Source organism: Deltaproteobacteria bacterium CG11_big_fil_rev_8_21_14_0_20_42_23, assembly GCA_002796345.1.
Taxonomy (GTDB): domain Bacteria; phylum UBA10199; class UBA10199; order 2-02-FULL-44-16; family 2-02-FULL-44-16; genus 1-14-0-20-42-23.
Window position 1 is genome coordinate 16,654 of sequence record PCXC01000004.1, and the last position, 21,385, is coordinate 38,038.

19 protein-coding genes are annotated in these 21,385 nt (G+C 42.0%); 5 read left to right on the top strand and 14 right to left on the bottom strand.

What is annotated here, in order from left to right; translation table 11 throughout:
- Positions 1–95: 95 nt before the first annotated feature.
- The 4 genes from COV43_00260 to COV43_00275 form a co-directional block, all read right to left on the bottom strand.
- Positions 96–569 carry a hypothetical protein gene (locus tag COV43_00260; GenBank protein ID PIR26852.1) on the bottom strand — a complete coding sequence of 158 codons (474 nt, stop codon included), beginning with the start codon at positions 567–569 and terminating at the stop codon, positions 96–98.
- Entirely contained in the window at positions 570–1,292 is a 723-nt protein-coding gene (locus COV43_00265; GenBank protein ID PIR26853.1) for a hypothetical protein, read from the bottom strand.
- A 2-nt stretch (positions 1,293–1,294) separates the two neighbouring features.
- The gene (locus COV43_00270; GenBank protein PIR26854.1) at positions 1,295–2,695 is read right to left on the bottom strand and encodes a hypothetical protein; all 1,401 of its coding nucleotides are present in this window, start codon (positions 2,693–2,695) and stop codon (positions 1,295–1,297) included.
- A gap of 75 nt (positions 2,696–2,770) precedes the next feature.
- Positions 2,771–4,120 (bottom strand): hypothetical protein, encoded by a 1,350-nt coding sequence (locus COV43_00275; GenBank protein PIR26855.1) that lies wholly within the window; start codon positions 4,118–4,120, stop codon positions 2,771–2,773.
- A 246-nt stretch (positions 4,121–4,366) separates the two neighbouring features.
- Here COV43_00275 and COV43_00280 point away from each other — a divergent pair, with 246 nt between their 5' ends.
- The 4 genes from COV43_00280 (at position 4,367) to COV43_00295 (ending at position 9,229) form a co-directional block, all read left to right on the top strand.
- On the top strand, positions 4,367–7,087 hold the full coding sequence (locus COV43_00280; GenBank protein PIR26856.1) for a hypothetical protein: 2,721 nt from the start codon (positions 4,367–4,369) through the stop codon (positions 7,085–7,087).
- Positions 7,087–8,043 (top strand): riboflavin biosynthesis protein RibF, encoded by a 957-nt coding sequence (locus COV43_00285; GenBank protein PIR26857.1) that lies wholly within the window; start codon positions 7,087–7,089, stop codon positions 8,041–8,043. The genes COV43_00280 and COV43_00285 overlap by 1 nt, the downstream gene beginning before the upstream one ends.
- Positions 8,033–8,590, top strand: coding sequence for a hypothetical protein (locus COV43_00290; GenBank protein PIR26858.1), 558 nt, complete (start codon positions 8,033–8,035; stop codon positions 8,588–8,590). The genes COV43_00285 and COV43_00290 overlap by 11 nt, the downstream gene beginning before the upstream one ends.
- Positions 8,591–8,740: 150 nt before the next feature.
- On the top strand, positions 8,741–9,229 hold the full coding sequence (locus COV43_00295) for a hypothetical protein (GenBank protein PIR26859.1): 489 nt from the start codon (positions 8,741–8,743) through the stop codon (positions 9,227–9,229).
- Here COV43_00295 and COV43_00300 read toward each other — a convergent pair.
- The 3 genes from COV43_00300 to glmU are packed head-to-tail and all read right to left on the bottom strand — an operon-like array spanning position 9,224 to position 14,700.
- Positions 9,224–11,443: an ATP-dependent DNA helicase PcrA gene (locus COV43_00300; GenBank protein ID PIR26860.1), complete on the bottom strand. Its 2,220-nt coding sequence runs from the start codon at positions 11,441–11,443 to the stop codon at positions 9,224–9,226. The two genes, COV43_00295 and COV43_00300, sit on opposite strands and share 6 nt — an antisense overlap.
- 23 nt (positions 11,444–11,466) lie before the next feature.
- Positions 11,467–13,305: a glutamine--fructose-6-phosphate transaminase (isomerizing) gene (gene glmS / locus COV43_00305; GenBank protein ID PIR26861.1), complete on the bottom strand. Its 1,839-nt coding sequence runs from the start codon at positions 13,303–13,305 to the stop codon at positions 11,467–11,469.
- Positions 13,306–13,314: 9 nt separating this feature from the next.
- The gene (gene glmU, locus COV43_00310) at positions 13,315–14,700 is read right to left on the bottom strand and encodes a UDP-N-acetylglucosamine diphosphorylase/glucosamine-1-phosphate N-acetyltransferase (GenBank protein ID PIR26862.1); all 1,386 of its coding nucleotides are present in this window, start codon (positions 14,698–14,700) and stop codon (positions 13,315–13,317) included.
- A 185-nt stretch (positions 14,701–14,885) separates the two neighbouring features.
- On the opposite strand from glmU, the gene COV43_00315 reads away from it, so the two are divergent.
- Positions 14,886–15,470, top strand: coding sequence for a hypothetical protein (locus tag COV43_00315; GenBank protein ID PIR26863.1), 585 nt, complete (start codon positions 14,886–14,888; stop codon positions 15,468–15,470).
- Here the strand turns inward: COV43_00315 and COV43_00320 are convergent.
- From COV43_00320 to COV43_00350, 7 genes are all read right to left on the bottom strand, one after another.
- The gene (locus COV43_00320; protein PIR26864.1) at positions 15,451–16,086 is read right to left on the bottom strand and encodes a hypothetical protein; all 636 of its coding nucleotides are present in this window, start codon (positions 16,084–16,086) and stop codon (positions 15,451–15,453) included. The genes COV43_00315 and COV43_00320 overlap by 20 nt on opposite strands.
- On the bottom strand, positions 16,083–17,069 hold the full coding sequence (locus COV43_00325) for an RNA pseudouridine synthase (GenBank protein ID PIR26865.1): 987 nt from the start codon (positions 17,067–17,069) through the stop codon (positions 16,083–16,085). The genes COV43_00320 and COV43_00325 overlap by 4 nt, the downstream gene beginning before the upstream one ends.
- Positions 17,070–17,340: 271 nt before the next feature.
- Entirely contained in the window at positions 17,341–17,823 is a 483-nt protein-coding gene (locus COV43_00330; protein ID PIR26866.1) for an HNH endonuclease, read from the bottom strand.
- 118 nt (positions 17,824–17,941) lie between these two features.
- Positions 17,942–18,613 (bottom strand): GntR family transcriptional regulator, encoded by a 672-nt coding sequence (locus COV43_00335; protein PIR26867.1) that lies wholly within the window; start codon positions 18,611–18,613, stop codon positions 17,942–17,944.
- Between the two features lie 73 nt (positions 18,614–18,686).
- Positions 18,687–19,157, bottom strand: coding sequence for a ribosomal-protein-alanine N-acetyltransferase (rimI, locus tag COV43_00340; GenBank protein PIR26868.1), 471 nt, complete (start codon positions 19,155–19,157; stop codon positions 18,687–18,689).
- On the bottom strand, positions 19,154–20,440 hold the full coding sequence (locus COV43_00345) for a phosphopyruvate hydratase (GenBank protein PIR26869.1): 1,287 nt from the start codon (positions 20,438–20,440) through the stop codon (positions 19,154–19,156). Before COV43_00345 ends, rimI begins: the two co-directional genes overlap by 4 nt.
- 33 nt (positions 20,441–20,473) lie before the next feature.
- A complete protein-coding gene (locus COV43_00350) occupies positions 20,474–21,382 on the bottom strand; it encodes a tRNA (adenosine(37)-N6)-dimethylallyltransferase MiaA (protein ID PIR26870.1) in 909 nt (302 codons plus the stop codon).
- Positions 21,383–21,385 lie beyond the last annotated feature (3 nt).

Genomic DNA, 21,385 nt, shown 5'->3' on the forward strand with positions numbered 1-21,385 from the left:
TCAGCTTCTTGTCATTCTGAGCGAAGCGAAGAATCTACTACATTTGCTGAGGAGATCCTTCACTACGTTCAGGATGACAAGCTTAGAAGATCACATTACAACTTCACAATGTGCGTCACAATATCAACCGTTTGTTCTTCATTATTTTCTTGCCACGAGACAATCAGCTTCAACTCCCGCACGGTTTTTTTGATTTCTTCAGTTAATTGCTTTCCCACCAAAGCTTGGATACTTCCTTCGTTTCCAAGAGGTGGCGCTGGAAGGTCGATGCGCTTTATTTCGTAGCTCCACTTATAGTCAGAGTAGATGCCTTCAAACGTACCCGATTCAGACTTCTCGTCTGGAAACTCGCCTTTTTTTTCATCTTTGTGCAGCTCAATTTCAATCTCGCCCATTTTTTCTTCGGCAAGTTGAGTTGCAATGGTAAGCGTTTCGGCTCTGCGGCTGGTGAGCAGTGTGTTCCCTTGCAGCGAAACAAGTGCCACAAGCGAGAAAGCCAAAATGGCACTGGATACGAGGATTTCTAGAAGCGTAAATCCTTTTGACGTTGAGGAAAAAACTCGGCTCATTTATTTTCCGTTGGCGAACCTGAAGTCACTTTTTTTTTGAGTCCGCTGCAACTCTATCGCAGCTCGTTCTTCTTTTACCTGCTTCAGTTTCTTTTCCATGAGGCCTACCAAATGGCCATATCCATCTTTATTGATAATTTTATTGAATTGGTATTTGTAATTTTGAACCAAGCTGGCTTCATCTACAATGATGTCGTAAATTTTCCACTCGGTGCCTTCTTTTTTCAGTTTATAGTTGAGCTGCATTTTTAAACGCTCGGCCGGAATGTTAATGAGGGTATACACTTGCGCGCGGTCTTTCTTTTTGGCAATGTAACTTTCTTTCACATAAGAAACGGTATATTTGCTTCCACCTTTTTTCTTTGCTTCAAGGTGTTCGTTTGAAAACAAAGCCTTCTCTTGCAAAATATCCGTCATGAGTTGCGTAAATTTTTCTTGGTCTTTAGCTGAAAGTTCAGCCCAATGACTGGCAAGCGAAACCTTGGAAAGCTCACGCACATCAAAGGTACCGTTGATAATTTGTTTCTTGAGATTTTTATTATAGGCTTTATCAGCTTCGGTTAAATGATCACCCTTTTTAAAAGAGGAAAGCTGATCATCCAAACTTTGAATAGCTCGCATGGGAGAACCAGGTTTGGCGGTGATCTTTGCATGACCAGAAGCCGAAAAAAGAAAAAGGCACACTACAAGTGCCAGAAATGAAAAAATATTTGAAGCCTTCATGTTTATTGTTCTCCTTGTTGAATCTGTTTGAGGGATACTGCAACTGTTCGTTCCAGATCTGCAAGCGCTAAATTGTAGTCGTACACCGACTTCAAGTATTCGCCTCGTTTTAAAAGCAGAGTTTGTAACACTTCGGCATATTTATCTTGGTCTCCTACTCCTATGTCTTGATTGCTTTTTTCCAGGAAAACCGCCTGCCTCGCAAGAGATTTGGCTTTGTCGGCAGCGAGATAATTTTCTTTAGAACGTTTCGCAAAAAGGAATGCCTTTTTCGCCCTAATTTCTAAACCTTTCTTGGCTTCCATTTGATCAAAACTTGCCTTGAGCATTTCAGCTTTTGCTTTTTGGATTTTAGCATTGCTCGCGTGAAAATCGATATCTCCACTTAACTGAAAGCCAACTCCACCTCGTTGATAGTTGAAAGGATTACTGTAATCATCAGTGTTCGCAACTCCCGTTACCGTTGAAGTAGTGCCACCCACTTCATAAAAAAGACCAATTCCAGCTTTGGGAAGTCTTTTATATTTTTCAAGTTTAAGCTGTCGTTTTTTTGTCTCAACCCCAATGGCCAGCAACTTGGCATCTGGCTCTGTTTGAAGCGCAGCTCTTTCAATATAAGATTCAAAGGCTTCAAGTCTGGCTGAAGTAGGATTTAAGTTTCGTGTAGAAAGTTGAAAAACTTGCTCGTCTGGAAGCTGAAGATAAAAACGAAAACCATCAGTGGCTAAGGCTTGATTTTCAATGGCTTCAAGAAGACGCTTTTCCAGCTCAACCTTAAACAGCTTTAGGCGAATAAGGTCTGTTGGTGCAATATCGGGTGTATCTTTTTCTTCTTCACTTTCAATTTTATCGTTCACTTTTTTTGCAGCATCTTGAATGAGACGAATCACTTCGTGCGCATACTGCAAGCCAAAGTAAAGTCGTTTCACTTCATACACCAGATTGAGTTCTTCTTTTTGCTTGTAGTATTTTGCAGCTTCAATTCCACCATCTGCTAAGTCTTGAGCAATTTTTAACTGCCCAAAGGTGGTGAGAGGAATAATCACATTCGTATGAAACGAATTGAACATGGTAATATTGCCATCAAAAAAAGAACCCAGCGCATTGCTGACATCACTGGGAACTGGAGCTGCTCTATATTTGTATTCTAATTTTGGCCAAAAAAGTGCGTTAGCCTCTTCGCGCTGAAATTTTGCAGCATCGATACCAGCGCTTGCACCTCTCAGTTTTGGATAATTTTCTAGTGCGCGTTCAAGTGATTTTTCTAGGCTCAGCACCAAAACTGGTGGAGCTGAAACCATATCTGCAGCTGGCAAATTATTTTCAGCGTGAACAACAACAGTAAAAAAAGAAAAAGAACCCAATATCATTATGAAAAAAAATACCTTCACCAATCTTCTCATTCAAAAACCCCTTTTCCCTGCTTATAGAGCGCGTTTTGTATCAAGAGAAAATGAGGAACGCAAGAGATAGATAGCTTAGGCACTAAGCTCGGGATGCCTTACTCCTACAGGCTTTAGCGGGAGGGTAAACGAAAATTCACTACCTCGGTTTGCTTTGCTTGAAACCCAAAGTCTTCCACCGTGTAACTCCACAATCTTTTTGGTGATGGTAAGCCCCAAACCAAGGCCTGCAAATTCTCGTGTTTCACTGCCATCACCTTGCACAAAACCATCGAATATTTTTTTTCTTTTTTCTGGAGGAATGCCCACCCCAGTATCTTTTACCGAAATGCGCAACATCTCACCAATCTTTGCCGCATCCACCGAAACAGAGCCTCGCTTGGTGAACTTCATCGCGTTATCCAAGAGATGCTTAAACACTTGAGCAATTTTTTCTTGGTCGCCGTAGACACCTGGCGTGTTTGGATTGAGGTGAATACTGAGATCAATTCCCTTTCGAAGTGAAAGCGTGGGCATGACTTCGGAAACAATTTGATGCAAATCGAGACGATGAATATCAAGGGTTAGCTGATGTGATTCAAGCTTCGAAAGATTGAAGAGCGCATTCAACGTGTCCGAAAGCCTTATGCCCGACTGGCGAATAAGCGAGAGATGTGCAATTTGCTCTTCTGTCATTTCGCCATCAGCTCCGTCTATCATCATCTCGGACAAACCAATAATGGCATTGAGTGGAGTACGAAGTTCATGAGAAACATTGGAGAGCAATTGATTTTTCAAAATATTGGCCTGCTTCAAAGCTTGATTTTGCCGAGCAAGTTTTTCGTAGAGAAAAGTATTTTGCAGTGATTGAGAAAATTGAACCGCAATCACTTGCATAAGCTCATACCATTCTGCAGTAAATTCTCCTGAAAGAGGCGAGTCAAAATTTAACAACGCGATTACTTTTTTCTGCGAATAAAGGGGTAAGCATGCTTCACACGAAAGCTGCACAAAATATCGAAGCGCCTCGCAACGACAGGCACGCCAATCATCATCCGTCATCAGCTCTTTTTTGGTAAGCAAATTTTTCCTCTTGCTAATCAATGAAACAAAATTACGGATATCATCTAAGTTAAACTGCAACGGTTTTAAGTTGTGCTGCGTTTTGATGTACCACGCACCCTTTTCATCACAGAGCAAAAGTGAACAGCCCAAAACTCCCAAGGTTTCGGTGGCGTAATTCACCATGAAGGAATACACGTCTCGAGGGTCTGAAAGTTCACTCAATCTGGTAAGTAAATCTTTTACGGTGGAAGAAACATCGAGTTTTGCTTGCTGGTGAAAAAACCGTTGGAAAAAACGTGAGACAGAAGACCAGTTGAGAATCATTTTTAGAACAAAAATCACAAGCCCAAGCAAACTCACCGCACCAAGCACCCAAAACATTCCTAGCGAAGAAGAGCTTGTGAAAAATTGTAGCAAGTGAAATCCCCCGGTTTGTAGTGAGGATATTATAACAATATTTTAAGGTAGTTACAAGATTTTCTTCAAGAAAAGATTATCTTTTTGGCTCCAAGAACTTGAAACATATCATGTATCCAAAATGAAATTGAAAAGAAAAAAATGAAGTTTGAAGGAAGCCGCTGAAAAGGTCTTGAATTCCAGTGCATTGACGACTATCATCCCTCGACTATGAAATCATATAAAAAATCGTTTTTCGGCTTCCGTTCACTCTCCTTTTTGCTGCTTTTTTTAGGGGTCTTCTACGCTCTTCTTTTTCCGCTGAAGGGAAACGCCAGCAAAACGTCCTCACACGCCCTCTTTTTTAACACCGCAAAGGCCATTGAGCTGCATTATGTGGATTCGGACCGAGTAAAAGCCGAACACATGCTTGAAAAATCGCTTGAAAAACTTGAACTCTACATTCCCGAAGTGCTCGTAAAAACAAATGGCAAATCTCTGGATGTAAATGTGGGAATGGCAAAGAAAAGTTTTTCAAAATCAGAGGCCATCAAAGACCTGAGCCATTTGGCAAAAGTTTTAGACGACATCTATCTTTTTGTTGCGGTCAATTATGATGGAAAACTCGAAAAAAGTGACATCCTCTATGTAATGCTCAACGGAATGCTGGAGCCACTTGATCCTCACAGCTCGTTTTTGACGCCCAAAATTTTTAAGGAATTCCGTGTTGGCACAAAAGGCGAATTTGGTGGACTTGGTTTTGTTATCGGCATCAGAGATGGAAATCTTACTGTCATCTCACCGCTTGAAGGCAGCCCTGCCTTTCGCGCTGGCATAAAATCTGGCGATAGCATTCACGAAATTGATGGCGTCTCCACTATTAATATGTCACTCACCGACGCCGTGAACAGATTGCGTGGAAGAATTGGCAGCAAAGTAAGTTTGCTGCTTATGCGAAAAAACAAAGCTCAAACATTTGCAAAAATACTGAAACGCGAGCTCATTAAAATTGACAGCATTCAGTCTAGCCTGCTTTCGGTCCAAGATAAGGACATTGGCTACATCAAGGTAAAAAGCTTTCAAGAAAACACCACACACGATCTCAAACTTGCCCTGAAAGATTTTCAGAAAAAAAGCACTCACTTTGAAGGCCTTATTTTGGACCTTCGCAATAATCCTGGCGGACTTTTGCAGCAGGCCATTGAAATGTGCGACCTCTTTCTTTCTTCTGGCACCATTGTCTCAACTGTAGCAGCAAGGGGTAAACTGTTGGAAGAAAACCAAGCACAAGCAGTTGGCACCGAGCCACCTTATCCTCTTGTGGTTATTGTCAATGAAGGCTCTGCTTCGGCTGCCGAAATTGTTTCGGGTGCACTCAAGGCAAATAACCGCGCTGTCGTGGTGGGCGAAAGAACCTTTGGAAAAGGTTCGGTACAAACGGTCTTCAACTTTGGTGAAGACGAAGCGCTAAAACTCACCATTGCTCAATACTTGGCGGCAGGTACTCTTCCCATTCAGCTCCGTGGACTCATCCCTGATATTGAACTTGTGCCCACTATCATCAGCAAAAAGAATATGAATTTGGTAAAAGATGAGTTCTTTGGTGAAGAATCACTCGATCAACATCTGGAAGAAAAAAACGACGCTCTCGAAAAACCGCTCTACACAATTCCCATGATTACAAAAGATGAAGATCTTGATGAAGAAGAACTAAGCGAAAAAGCATATTCAAATAAAATAAATCTGGATGATGATTTTGCAGCAACTTTTTCTCGCGATTTTCTCTTGAGAGCTGGCGCATTTGTGAGGCCAAAAAGCTTGGTAAATGCAAAGCCTTTTATCCAAGAAACGCTTCAAAAAAACACTGCCGAAATAGCAAAAAAACTTGCTGAACTTGATATCGATTGGAGTCAGAAAAAAAATGGAGCTGAGAAAACTTCGACATTAAATATCATCACCTCTTACGAATTGCTTCAAAATGAAAAGAAAGTCGCCTCTCTCACAGGTGGCGAAAAAGCTACACTCAAGTTAAGCTTGACCAACAAAGGCAAAACTCCTCTCTACCGTTTTATTGCACTGGGTTCTTCGGAACATGGACTCCTCAACAATCGTGAATTTGTGTTTGGAAAAATAAATCCGAGCGAGACAAAAAGCCAAAGCGTTTCCATCGACATTCCAGATGGTGTCCCTGCTCAGGAACTCCCCATGACCCTTAGCTTTCAGAGCGATCACACCGAAATGAAAACCGAAAAAGAAAAAATGCTCCTCATTCCTATTCGTTCTAAGGATACTCCCGAGTTTGGCATTAGCTTCAACTTTAAAGAAGAGGGTCAGAAAAATTTAGGTAACAAAAAACCTCTTCACCTCGAAGTTTCCGTTGAAAATACCGGAAAAGGAAACTCTGGAAAAGACACCATCGCCACGCTTAGCAACGAAAGTGGAGATTCAGTGTTTTTGAAAAAAGGCCGAGCTGTGTTGGGAACCTTAAAGCCAAAAGAATCTAAAACGGTTGATTTTGTTTTCTATCTCGAACCAGAATTTACTGAAAAAGACGTGCAACTCGATTTTCTCCTCTATGATTCCGAACATGTCGTTGCTCTTGAAAAAACCATTAGCCTCCACCTCGCAAATGGCCACCTGTCACCAGCTCCAGGCCAACAGCTTCGTGGACCGCAAATTTTCTTATCCCAAAAAAATACTGATTCTAAAAATGTGGGAGCAAAGTGGCAGTTGGAAGGCGTGATAAAAGACGACAAAAACATAAAAGATTATTTTGTTTTTGTTCAAGAAAAAAAGATGGCTTATTTTCCTGCTGAAAAGCTAACAAAAGAACTTCCGTTTTCACTTTCTCTTCCCCTGGAAAAAGGAAACAACAAAATCACCATTGGCGCGCGTGACTACGACGATCTTGTCAGCCGCGAAACCATCGTGATAAGGAGAAGTGATTCCTAATGGAAGTGGTGTACGGCTCTCAAGCTTTTCCAGATTCAGTTTTGTCTCCCATCGTGTGCATGGGAAATTTTGATGGCGTTCATAGTGGGCATCAGATTTTGCTCCAAAAAACCTTAGAAATCGCTGCGACACAAAAAGGAAACGCTTGTCTTTACACTTTTTTTCCTCATCCTGCGCAAGTTCTTTCTCGTGACGCAGCTCCAGTGCTTATTCAAACTCTAGATCAAAAAATTGATTTTCTTTCTCAGTTTCACCTTTCGTTTCTCATTATCGAAAAATTCAATGCAGCCTTTTCAGAATTAAGTCCCGAAGCTTTTTTTCGTGAAATCATTCTTGATAAACTTCATCCAAACACCCTTATTGTGGGATACGATTTTACGTTCGGAAAACACCGCACAGGAAATATTGAAAGCCTAAAAAGAATGTGCACCGAACAAAACATAAAGCTTGTTGTGGTTGAAGCACAGTTTCAAGACAAAACACTCATCAGCTCTTCCCACATCAGAACTTTGGTGGCCGCTGGAAATATTTCAAGGGCAAATGAATTGCTTGGGCACCCTTACCAAATTGAAGGCACGGTCATTAAAGGCCGTGGGATGGGCGGTTCGCTTGGTGCTCACACGGCAAATATTGAAACCGAAAATAAACTTGTTCCAAAAAATGGCGTTTATCTTACGCGCACTTCCATTTTAGAAAACACAAAACCACTTCACAGAAGCTATCACCTCAAAGAGGCTCCCAGCATTTCAAGTGTCGGCTGGAACCCTACTTTCCCAGGTTCGCCGTTTTCTATTGAAACCCATTTTTTGAAACACAACGAAAATATTTTGGGAAAATTTATCCAAATCGATTTTCTCGAACGTCTTCGAGATCAAATCAAATTTGAATCTCCTGCTGCTCTCAAAGAACAGATTGCTGCAGACATTGATGAGGCAAGGCAAAAACATGGCTTGTGAACTTGATCTTGGTACTTTAATTGGAGTTGCCTCAAGAAAAAATGCTGCTTCACATAATTTTCATCAGCTTACGCAAAAAGTATTTTTCACTTCTCCCAAAAAATTTACGTTTATTCCCTTTCATCTCCCGAAGAAAAAAGAAAAACACCTTCCGCATCTCATGAAACTTCTCGATTTTGAAGCTCTCTTTTTAGAAGAATCTGTAAGTTTCCCACACACAAGATTTGAAAATGATTTTTTGTACCGCAAAGGAAAAACAATTAAAGCATCTTCACTGAGTTTGCTGGTATTGCAAGAGCTCTCCAAGGAAATGAAGTACACTCACTTTGTTTTACGGGGCTCCAAAAAAACGGCGTGGCTTCAAGCTGCGCTTGGAGGAAAAAAATCTCACTTCACGCATAAAGCAAAACACACAAAACAAGATTCAAAACTGATCATCGAAATCTCTCCACCAAAAACAAAGTCAAAACAAAAGCCTTTCATCTCCCATACCACCTTTCAACACCTACGCACACTCATGGCCTTAAAGCTGATGAGAAAAAAATAAAAGCGCACATTTGAGGTAGTTTTTACTCGTTTAAAAGGTAAGTTTCACCCCTTTTTCTACTTCTCGATTTTTTCCACTTCATTTTCACCTTACAATTCAGACGTTTACGAAACATCTTTCAAGCAGTTCTTGGCATAAGGCTTGTAGCCTATCACCTTGGGGCCAACAGGGGTGGAGGTAGATGTGCCAAAGGTTCAGGAAAAAAAGATATTGCTGGTAGAAGAAGATTCAGCGAAAACGAGATTTTGGGAGCGATGCCTGAAGGAAACAGGTGAACACGTTCATCATGTTACGTGTAGTTTTGAAGAAGCTCAGCATTTACTTAAAGACGAACGCTACGATCTTCTTATCAGCGAAGTAAACCTCAAAGATAAGCACGGCTTCGAACTCTCGCGTTTGGCGAAGGCAAAAAATCCAGCTATCGAAGTGATTTTCACCACCAGCTACAAAACGGATTTTTCGCGCTATCATCTTTCGGATAGCCATTTTCACTTTTTGCAACAGCCGTTCATCAACGTTTCAGAAATCGCGCAATTTATCTCACGGCTCCTCTACGGAAAAAACGTCTACGCCTCAGCACCCGAGGATTCGTTCACCGAAGATGAAATCTATCCACAAGTGACGCGTTGGAAGTTATAGCGGAACGAGGCCAGCAAATTCTGCAATGAGGCGTTTCACCATTCCACTTTGAAATTTCACGGTTACTTTGTGGCCTGCATTTGATTTTTCAGATTGGGTAATAATACCGGAGCCAAAACTTGGGTGTTGTACTTTTCTTCCTTTTGGAAAAAGTTTTTGCTGCTCATAGTTTGGCGTTTGATCGAAGTCGTAATCAAAGTCATTGCTGACATCAACAGCACTTTCTTCCACAACAGCATAGTGGCCAGCTGTGTGCGAAAGCTGATTTAAGTCTCGCAAGCGAGAAGCTGGTGTTGACGCTTTTGCACTTCGTCTCTCACTGAGTTCGGCTGGAATCTCTTCAAGAAAACGAGAAGGAATGCTGTATTTTTCTTTTCCAAACACGCGACGACGAAACGCGTGCGTTAAGTGCAGCTCTTGCATCGCGCGTGTCATACCTACATAGCAAAGCCGGCGCTCTTCTTCCAACTCTTCGGGGTCATCAAGCGAACGTGCATGTGGGAAAAGACCTTCCTCCATACCCACCAAGTAAACTAGTGGATATTCAAGGCCCTTCGCTAAGTGAAGTGTCATGAGGGTTACAGCGCCCATGTCATCGTCAATTTTGTCAGCTTCGGAAACAAGCGCAACTTGGTCTAAAAATTCTGCCAATGCATTTTCAGCTTCAAGTGGACGAAATTCTTCAATAGCACTTACAAGTTCGTTGATATTTTCAAGCTTTGCTTCAGCTTCAATAGTGCCAAGACTTGCAAGCGATTCAACATATGCTGTTTTTTCCAAAACTTGATGCACAAGATCCTTCAGTGAAAGATTTTTTGCTTCATCCCGAAGCAGAGAAAGCAAAGCATGGAAGTCTTGTATTTTTTTGGTGAGGCCACCTTTTGTGAAACCACTTTCACTAAACGGCTGAAGCGCATCAAAAAGGGAAAGCGCATTTTCTTGTGAAAACAACTCCAGTTTTTCTAAACTTGTTTTTCCAATTCCACGCGCGGGTACATTAAGAATGCGCTTGAAGGCGATATCATCACGAGAATCTTGCAAAAGGCGTAAGTAGGCAAGAATGTCTTTCACTTCTGCGCGAGCATAAAACTTCATACCACCATAAATTTTATAAGGAATACCATGTTCACGAAAAGCTTCTTCAAAAGATCTTGATTGAGCATTGGTGCGATAAAAACATGCCACCTCTTTGTAGCTTTTTCCTTCTTGAATATACTGCTTAATATGCCTCGCTACACTTTTTGCTTCTTCACGATCTGAAGCAAAAGAAGAAATGACCACTTTTTTTCCTTGTTCATTTTCAGTCCAGAGTGATTTTGACTTCCGCCCTGCATTCCTTGACACCACTGCTTCTGCGGCTGCAATGATAGATGCGGTTGAACGATAATTTTGCTCCAATTTTACCACTTGCGCGCCAGCAAAATCTTTTTCGAAGCGCAGAATGTTGGAAACATCAGCACCTCTCCATTTGTAAATAGACTGATCATCATCTCCAACAACACAAATATTTTTATACTTTTGTGAAAGCAAGCGAAGCAATTTGTACTGCGCATTGTTGGTATCTTGATATTCATCCACCAAGAGATAACGCCACCGTTCTTGATACGCTTCACAAAGTGCTGGTTGCGTTTCAAAAAGCCAAACCGTGAGACGAATGAGATCTCCAAAATCCATGGCTTGCAATTCGGTAAGACGTTTTTGATACAAGTGGTAAATCTGTGAAATTTTTCTGAGGTATGGATTCTGAAGGCCCTCTTTCTCAAATGCTTCTGGAGAAAGGCAGGCATCCTTCGCTCGGGAAATGCGGTCTAACACTGAACGTGGTGGCAAACGATTTTGATCGAGGTTCAGCTGCGCTAGACATTCTTTGAGCAAGGTAAGTTGATCGGAGTCGTCATAAATAACAAAGTTTGAAGAATAGCCAAGATACTCTGCATGCTTTCGTAAAAGTTTTAAACAGGTAGAGTGAAAGGTCCCCGCAGTTACTTCTCTTGCCTTAAAACCGATGAGTTCTTCACATCGCTTTCTCAACTCGGCTGCCGCTTTGTTGGTAAACGTTAAAGCCAAGATGTGAGACGGAAAGGCAATGTTTTCGGAAATGAGCCGCGAGATTCTATGTACAAGCGTTTTCGTCTTGCCTGAACCTGGGCCCGCCAAAATCAATAGTGGCCCATCGGAAATTTCTACAGCTTTATTCTGTGCGTGATTTAACATAGTAATATCATTTCGCGAAAACCTTATTCAACGGTTACGCTTTTGGCTAAATTTCTGGGTTGGTCAACATCGGTACCTTTGTGGTCTGCCACATAATAAGCAAAAAGCTGTAATGCAACAGAAACAAAAAGTGGCGACACGCACCAAGAAGATGCTGGAAGAAAGAGACTATTTTCAGCCATGGCAGCTGAAGCCACATCACCTTCTGTAGCAAGCATCAACACTTTTGCTCCTCTTGCTTTTACTTCTTCTACATTAGAAAGCATTTTTTCATGCACTTGATCTTGCAAACAAATGGCGATGACGGGAACACCTTTATCAATAAGGGCTATAGGGCCATGCTTCAATTCTCCTGCGGCATAACCTTCTGCGTGAATGTAAGAAATCTCTTTAAGCTTCAAGGCACCTTCCAAAGCTGAAGGAAAATGAATACCTCGTCCCAAATAAAAAATATGTTCAGAAGCAGCATACTTTTTTGCAAGCTCCTGAATACTTGGTGCCACATCCATTAAAATGGAATCAATTTCCCTGGGAACGGTGAGCAGTTCTTGAAGCGAATGTGATATTTCAGCATCGCTCATTGTTTTTCGCCGAAACGAAATATCTAGTGCAAGCAAATACAACAAAATAAGCTGAGTGGTAAAAGCTTTTGTGGAAGCCACTCCAATTTCAGGACCTGCATGGTTATAAAGTGTTGCATCGCTTAAACGTGGGATAGCACTGCCAACCACATTGCAGATGCTTAGGATGGTAATCTTGCTCTCAAGTTTAAGTTTTTTAATCGCAGCCAAAGTATCTGCTGTTTCACCGGACTGAGAAATAGGAAGCAAAAGCGTGCGGCCACTCAAAACAGGCTCGCGATATCGAAACTCGCTGGCAAGCTCTACGCTCACTCTCACTTTTGCAAGGCTTTCGATAAGGTATTTTCCAATCACGCCAGCATGATAAGAAGTGCCGCACGCCACGATGGTAATTTCATCAAAAGGAAATTCATTGTTGCCACACACTTCTTGAAGCTCATCGAGGGTTACTTTTCCTTCTGAAAGACTAATCCTTCCGGTGAAAGCATCCTCAATCACTTGCGGTTGCTCGTGAATTTCTTTGAGCATAAAATGTTTGTACCCGCCACGTTCTGCCATGAATGGTGTCCATGGAATGTGTTTCGTGGGCCGAGAAACTTCTTTTCCATCAGCCGAATAAATGGTGGTTTTCTTTTGTTCAATAACAGCAAGATCGTGATCTTCGAGAAAAATAACTTCGTTGGTATACGAGAGCAACGCGGGAATATCAGATGCGACAAGGCCCATCTGTGCATTGGCTCCAAGCACAAGTGGTGAGCCGTGTTTCGCCAGATAGAGTCTGTCTGGTTCACTTTCGTGCATAATTACAAAGGCATAATTTCCTTTGATGTCACTCAAAGCTTTTCTAAGCGCTAACAGCATGTCGCCTTCCGTTTGAAAATAATAATCAATAAGATGGCACGCTACTTCAGTGTCTGTTTCAGATTCAAAAATATGGCCGCGTTCAATAAGCATTGCGCGAAGCTGATTATAATTTTCAATAATTCCATTGTGGACCAAAACAATTCCACCCGACCTATGCGGATGGGCATTAATTTCGGAAGGTTTTCCATGAGTGGCCCATCTTGTGTGGCCGATTCCAATTATGCCCGAGAGTGGTTTTTCTTGTAGTAAAGTTTCAAGCTGTGAAAGTTTTCCCATGGCACGACGAAGTTCAATTTTTTGATCATGAATAATAGCAATGCCCGCAGAGTCATATCCTCTATACTCAAGACGACGAAGCCCTTCCACGATAACACGAGAAATATTTTGATCACCAACACAACCAATAATTCCACACATAAAAATATCCTATTTCTTTTTCTTTCGTTTCCATTTTGGCTGCCAAGACTTGATGATAACTTGTTCAGCGCGAGAAAGTGCCAAAACATTTGGCGGAACATTTTTGGTAATGGTTGAACCTGCTCCAATAGTACTGCCAGCCCCAATGCTTACGGGAGCAATGAACTGCACATCGCTGCCAACAAAAGCCCTGTCACCAATTATGGTTTTGTGTTTTTGATTGCCATCATAATTGCACGTAATGGTACCACAACCAATGTTTGCATCTGCACCGATGACGCTATCACCAAGATACGTGAGATGAGAAACTTTAGCGCCTTTTTTCAAAACAGATTTTTTTATCTCTACAAAATTTCCAATTTTTACCTTTTCTCCAATACTTGTTCCAGGTCGAATGCGTGCAAATGGCCCCACCACAGCACCTTCCGCCACTTTACTTTCTTCAATGGAACTCATTGACTTCACACAAACTGAATTGGAAAGTGTTGCATTTTTCAACACCACCGAATGTTCAATCACACAAGAAGAACCCACACTACTTGCTCCTTGCAAATGAGCTCCAGGAAAAATGATGCTGTCTTCACCAATTTTTACATCTGCATCCACATAAGTATTTTCAGGGTCAACAAACGTAACTCCGTTTAACATGTGAGTTGTGTTAATTCTTTTTCTCATCAATTTTTCAGCGTAAGCTAAATCGACACGATTGTTCACTCCTAAAAATTCTGTTTCGTCTGAAGAAACAAAAGTAAAAATGGAATGATTTTCTTTCACTGCCTGAGGAATAATTTCGGGGAGATAATATTCGTGCGTAAGTGTATCGGCTTTTATTTTTTTGAGGCTTTTAAAAAGAAATTCTGCTTTCACACAATAGACACCTGCGTTTGCTTCCGTAATTTGCAACTCTGCTTCTGTTGCGTTTTTTGCCTCTTTCACCTTGATAACTCTGGCGTCTAGGTCTCTGATAACTCTTCCATATTGTTTTGCATCTTGAAGCTGCATGGTAATAAGGCCCAATGTCGCCTTTTTTTCTTGTACGCGCTTCACAAAGTTGAGAATGGTTTCCTGTTTTAAAAGTGGAACATCGCCACTCAAAATGAGCACATAGCCTTTAAACCCCTCCAAGGCTTTTTTTGCGGCCAACACGGCATGAGCTGTTCCCAAAGGTTTAGACTGGATGACAAACGTATGTTTGTTTTCTTTGAGGTATTCCTTCACATCACTTTGAGCAGGAGAAACAATACTGAAGACACGTTTTGATTTCAAAACTTTTGCGAAATCAAGAGGATATGAAATCATCGGCCTGCCAGCAATCTGATGCATCACTTTAGAAGACCTGGATTTCATGCGTGTTCCCATGCCTGCGGCCAAAATGAGAACTGAAATTTCAGACATACTTTAAACTCCTTCTCTGATGCATTTAAAGGCTGATATGCAAAGTGCGGCACTCTATGAAAATATCATTGTTGATGCAAGTACGATTTCGAACCACGAAACACCAATGCCCTTTTGACAATGAATGGCAGCAATGCTAGCACTGGCCGCACTTGCGCGCCAAAGCCAAGTGTGGAGCAAACTGCATGGAACAACACGAAGACAATCTGCACGACGAAGCCACTCATGTGGAAAAAGTAGAAACTCCAGCAGGCGAAATCAAATTGCCTCATAAAGACTTGTACCCAAACGCACCAAAAAAAACCTTTGGCAGAAATTTTTTCGCTGTTTTTGTCTTTCTTCTCCTTCTCACTTTTATGCGAGCCGTTCTTCTTTCATCTCCAAAACAACTCCCCTTAAAGAACGAAGCAGATCCTGTGGAAGAACAGCTTGCGCCTGAAAAAGCGCATGAAGCAACTCCACAAACAAAAGTTGAAGAAACTCTCAAAACAATCCTTGAAAATAAAGTGTCCAAAGATGAAACAAGCGAAGAAAAAGCCGCGGAAGATTTACCTAAGGCAAACATAATCGATTTCAACACGCTTACCGAAGCGAATGAAGCAAAAAGACAAGAAGAAGTGAAAGCAGAAAAAATTCCAAAGCCCAAAAAGAAAATGCTTAAAAAATCATCTCCAATTGAATTCACAGAAGAAGAATTGAATAACGATTTGGCCGAAAAGCTGAATCTTGAGCGCCTCTCCAATGGCGAATCTAACGAAGCCGCGCAATAAAGCTCACTTGCCTTTTTTCCGTTTTGTTTTTTCTGTAGGAAGCAAGCCTCTCATCTTCAAACGTGCATATGTGCACTACATCAATATTATTTTCGCCAACGCCTGCATGCAAAAGCTGTTGTTTATTTATCTGAGCCAAATCTAAATGCGTTCCTGTTTCAGAAAAACGCGACGCAAGTTCACTGCCCACTTCGTAATGTGTTTTACAAATGCACGGACCAATTACTGCCAAAAGATCTTGAGGTTTGGTTTTGTAGTTTTTTTGCAAATACATTACCGTTTTCTTCAGAATTTCTTGCTCTGTTCCTCTCCAACCCGCATGAACAGCTGCCACATGATTTTGCTTTGAATCATAAAGTAAAATGGGAACACAATCTGCCGTTCTCACGAAACATAAAACATTTTTTTCCGTGCTCACAAAAGCATCTGCCGTATACATTTCTGATTTCTGCTCATCAAGAGAAACAATAATGTCAGAGTGAATTTGCTTCGTGTGTGGAATAAAAAATGAAGAAAATGTTTTATCAGAAATCAAAAGATCAGCATTACCAAATCCATGAACAATTTCTTTTTTTTCTTTCAACAAAGCTGATTGATAGATGCATTCATTTTTCATGAAAGAGTTGGCTCACTTTTTCTCAAAACGTCTAAAAGCTCTTGCAAATCGTTTGGCAACGGTGCCTCAAATGAAAGTTCATCGTGCGTACGAGGATGAGAAAAATTCATCCTGAAAGAATGCAACGCCGGCCGCTGAAGTTTGGAAAGATAAAGTTTAAGCTGCTTTAATTGGATGCGGTTCACTTGTTTTTCTCCGCCATAAGTAATGTCTCCTACCAAAGGAAAACCTGCTTCCGAAAAATGCACTCGAATTTGATGTGTTCTTCCCGTGTGAAGCGCAACCTCTACAAGTGTCACCCCACAGGAAAACCGCTCCAGCACTTTCCATGCGGTCAATGCTTCTTTTGGCTTTAAAGTATGTTGCGAATATTTTTTTCTATCTCTTTGCGATCTCCCAATGGCTGTGGAAAAACTTCCGCTTTCGTCTTTGAACTTTCCATAGACAAATGCCAAGTAGGTTTTGCTGAGACTTCGTGAAGAAAATTGCGTAGCAAGTGATTGATGCGCAAGATCATTTTTGGCTGCAACCATCACTCCACTTGTTCCCTTGTCGAGGCGATGCACAATGCCTGGTTTGAGTTCTCCGCCAATGCCAGAAAGGTCTTTGCAGTGTGCAAGCAAGGCATTAACCAGCGTTCCCTTCGCATTGCCTTTTGCCGGATGAACCACAATGCCCGCCTGTTTGTTCAACACAATAATATCAGCATCTTCATACAGCACATCCAAGTGAATATGTTCTGGAATAACATCTATGGTTTCAGGTTCCGGAAGCGTAAGGGAAAACAGCATTCCCTCTTCCACAATAAGGGAGGGCTTTAGCTTTGAAGTGTGAGGAGAGGAAATAAGTTTTTTTTCAAAAAGCCGCTTTACCGATGAGCGAGAATAATTTTGCACCTTCTCGGAAAGAAAGACATCAAGCCGTTTTCCGGCCGACACCCCATCTACTTTGAGTTGAATTTTTTCTTCTTGTTGATGCTTCATAAGCTGCAGGCTTACGATGTCGAAGAAGAGACATCAAGGGTTATTCCGGGAATTGATGTTGAGTTGGAAATATTTTGCGGAAAACTTTGCTTCGCTCCAATTTTCCCGCTCAAGCGCCGCGGGAAAATCGTCCAACATTTCGGCCTTCATCGTTTTGCTTATGGCTGTTAAAGAGATGAAGGCCTCAAAAGTGCACTCCCGCAAAGTTTTCCGCAAAAGATTTTGAATTGGAACATCAGTACCACTGCATTTCGTTTTTGAATCACTAGATTCACAAATGCAGTCTTAAAAATGGATTCCACTGTTCATAGAGGCTTTGCATTTTGAGTCCTGTTAAAAAGGGAACTGCGTTTGGCCTTTTAGGCTTCTTCAACAATGGCATTCCTGCTTCAAAAGGAAGAAAATCTCCTTTTTTGTGATTGCAGGCATAACAGCTGGTGACCACGTTTTCCCAACTGGTTTTTCCTCCCCTCGAACGTGGTATGACGTGGTCGAAGTTGAGCTCGGCCCTGGGAAATGTGTGATAGCAATACTGACACGTAAAGTTGTCTCGAAGAAAAATATTATTGCGAGAAAACTTCATATTTCTCATGGGAAGTTTGTCAAACGTTTGAAGTAGTATCACCCGCGGAACCGCAACAGACCTATTCACCAGGCCAATGAGTTCGGAAGAAACACCTGATTGCTGCCATGAGAAAAAATCAAAGGTTTGATAATTGCCATCAACGGCGCGTGCAATACCACCATACAACATAATAAAGGCACGTTTTACAGAAGTAATATGAACGGGAAGAAAACTGCGGTTTAAAACGAGAACGGCGGTTTGAAGAAGAGCACTTTGGCGTTGGTTCTTGAAGACACGCTCCTTTCACTTATGATTCTGCGTTCACCTCTTTAATCATCAATCCTTTTCCAAGCAAAGCGTTTGCGCGAACTAAAGCTTCGGCAGCGTCGGCATCACGAATTCTCATGGCTTGCACGATATCTCTGTGCTGTGCAAAGGCTTCCTGATTTTTTCCTGATAATGCAATATGAATGCTGAAACGCTGAAATTTGTTTCCTAAAATGGAAATCATTGAGCGCAACTGCTCATTTCCTGATGCTTTGTTAATAATCTCGTGAAAGGCGCGATGAACGCGCAAATTTCCTTGAAGGTCGCCAGCATGATGATACTTTTCCATCTCTTCGTTGCACGCTAACATTTGATCAAGCTCTGTAGCACTAATGCGCGGAGTAGCTAGCCTTGCAGCATAGCCTTCCAAAAGAGCACGCACGTCGTAAAATTCTACTACGTCTTTTTCGGTAATGGTTGAAACCCTTGCTCCTCGCCTGGGAATGACGGTGAGAAAACCTTCAGAACCAAGTTGCCTCAAAGCCTCGCGAATAGGCGTTCTGCTGATGCCAAAACGTTCGGCAAGCGCAGGTTCGGAAACCCTTTCGCCAGGACGCATATCCCCTTTTATGATTGAAGTTCTGATGGCGTCTACAATGCGTTCTCGAAGAGTGATACTGCTTCCAAAAGAAGACCGAATCTGAGTTGACATAAACACCCCTCCAAAGAAATGAAAGATTCATGTTTTCAGGCCGTCGGCACTGTCGCATAAAAAAGAGCGGAAGTCAATTTGAGATCGTCTCAAAAAGGGAATGGCGCATCACAAGTGCATCTTCTTGATTATCAGAATAGTAAGATCGGCGATATCCCACGCCTTTAAAGTGGTATTTTTCGTATAAACGGATGGCTTGAAGGTTGGAAGCCCTTACCAAAAGATAAATATGCTGGACCTGATGTTGCCTTGCCCTGCGAAGAAGCTCTTCCATCAACAAAGCGCCTATTCCTTGCCGCTGCTTGTCCACACGAACGCCAATATTGTGGAGTTCGATCTCATCTTCAATTTCTTGAAAGACCATATAGGCAAGCAAATCATCAGCTTTTTTAGCAACTACAATGTGCAAGGCATCGAGACTAGAAAGCTCTTCGTATGATTGTCTGGACCAAGGAAGTGTAAACAGCGTTTGCTCAATCTGCATCACGTCATCAAGATCTTCTGGATGAAATTCAGTCAAACGAATGCCGGACGTTGTCTTCATGTGCGAATCAAGCTTTTGCCTTCGTAGCAAGCGGCGGTTCCCAAATGGGCTTCTATGCGAAGCAGTTGATTGTATTTTGCAATGCGATCGGTTCGGCAAAGGCTTCCAGTTTTTATCTGACCCGCAGATGTTGCCACAGCAATATCTGCGATGGTTGCATCTTCTGTTTCACCAGAGCGATGCGAAATAATGGTAGCAAACCCAGCTTCTTTCGCCATGCGAATGCAGGCTAAAGTTTCGGTGAGCGTTCCAATTTGATTTGGCTTGATCAAAATAGCATTGGCAGCTTTCTCAAGAATTCCCTTTTGCAATCTGTTGGTGTTGGTCACAAAAAGGTCATCGCCTACCAACTGACAACGTTTTCCAAGTTTTTTCGTTAAGTGCTTCCAGTCTTCCCACGCATCTTCAGCGAGTCCATCTTCAAGTGAAAACAGTGGAAATGCTGAACACAACTTTTCATACCAAGTGCACAGCTGTTCAGCTGACCACACCGCATTTTCGGCTTGCAGGTGATATTTTCCATCTTTGAAAAATGAAGAGGCCGCTGCATCAATGGCCAACACAACATCTTTGCCAGCTTTGTATCCAGCTTCTTCAACGGCTTGCACCACAAGGGCTGCAGCCTCTTGATTGGAAGCTAAGTTTGGGGCAAAACCACCTTCATCGCCAACTGAAGTTGAAAACTTTTTTGCCTTCAACACTTTTTTTAAGGTGTGAAAAATTTCAGCGCCCATACGCAAGGCTTCCGAAAAAGAGTTGGCACCTACTGGCATGATCATCCACTCTTGAATGTCCACATTATTATCGGCATGCTCTCCACCATTGAGGATATTCATCATGGGAACAGGTAATATATTTGGTTTCTCAACGCCCGCTAATTCAGCAATGTAGCGATACAGCGGAATGTGCTTTGTTTCACTTGCAGCGTGAGCAAGCGCCAATGAAACTCCAAGAATGGCATTAGCTCCTAGCTTTTCTTTATTTTCCGTGCCGTCAATTTCGCACATGAGTTTATCGTGAGCTGTTTGATCAAAAACTGATTTCCCCTTCAAGGCATCGGCAATCACCGTGTTAACATGTGACACCGCTTTGCTCACACCTTTTCCGCCGTAACGTTTTTTATCACCATCCCGAAGTTCGCAAGCTTCGTGAATACCAGTAGAAGCACCCGATGGCACAGAAGCTCTGCCTTTGCTTTTTGAAGTGATCACTTCAACTTCAAGCGTGGGATTTCCCCTTGAATCTAAAACTTCAAGGGCTTTGATTTCACGAATTTCACTCATAATGTCTCCTTGTTGAAACAGCTGCTATAAGTTTTAGGGAGTGATTGCAAGTTCAAGATCTTTGCGAATCTTTTCTTTCTCATTCGGATGATACCAATGCACATTTTTTTCTTTTCGAAGCCACGTCAGCTGACGCTTTGCATACTTGCGCGTATTTTGTTTCATCTCAGAAACAGCTTCGTCCAAACTTTTTTCACCTTGAAGATGAGCAATCATTTCTTTGTAGCCAACGGCATGAAATGCTTGCAAATGGGGCGAATGCTGGCGAAGCAAATTTTTCACTTCCTCTAAAAAACCTGCATTCATCATTTCATCAACTCGTGTATTAATTCTTTCGTAAAGCACATCGCGCTCAAGTTTCAGTCCAATTTTGAAGGATGGATATCGCTCATGCTCTTGCTCTAAAAGAAGCAAGTCGCTTGGTTTTTTTCCGGTGAGGTGAAGCAATTCAAGTGCGCGCATGATGCGACTGGAATGATGTGGATGCACTTTTTTTGCAAACGCGGGATCTTGTTCGAAAAGCTCATCATGCAAAAACTGTTTTCCCTTTTCAGCTTGAAGCTTGGCTAAGTGTTCCCGAAAAACCTCATCCCGTTGAGGCAGTGGCGAAACACCATACAAAAGGGAGCGAATATACAAACCAGTTCCTCCAACGACAAAAACATTTTTTTTCCGTTGCCAAATATCAGCTATTGCTTTTTCGGCATGTTGCAAAAACTGGCCAAGATCAAACGGCTTGTCTGGAGGAAGAAGATCGATAAGGTGATAAGGAACTTCGCTGCGTTCAGCTTGCGTTAGTTTCGCCGTGCCAATATCCATTCCTTCATACACTTGCTGGGAGTCTGCTGAAATAATTTCAGCATCAAAGAAAGGCGCCAAAGCATGAGCCAGACTACTTTTCCCGCTTGCGGTTGCACCTAAAAAGAGAACTAGTTTTTTCACGTT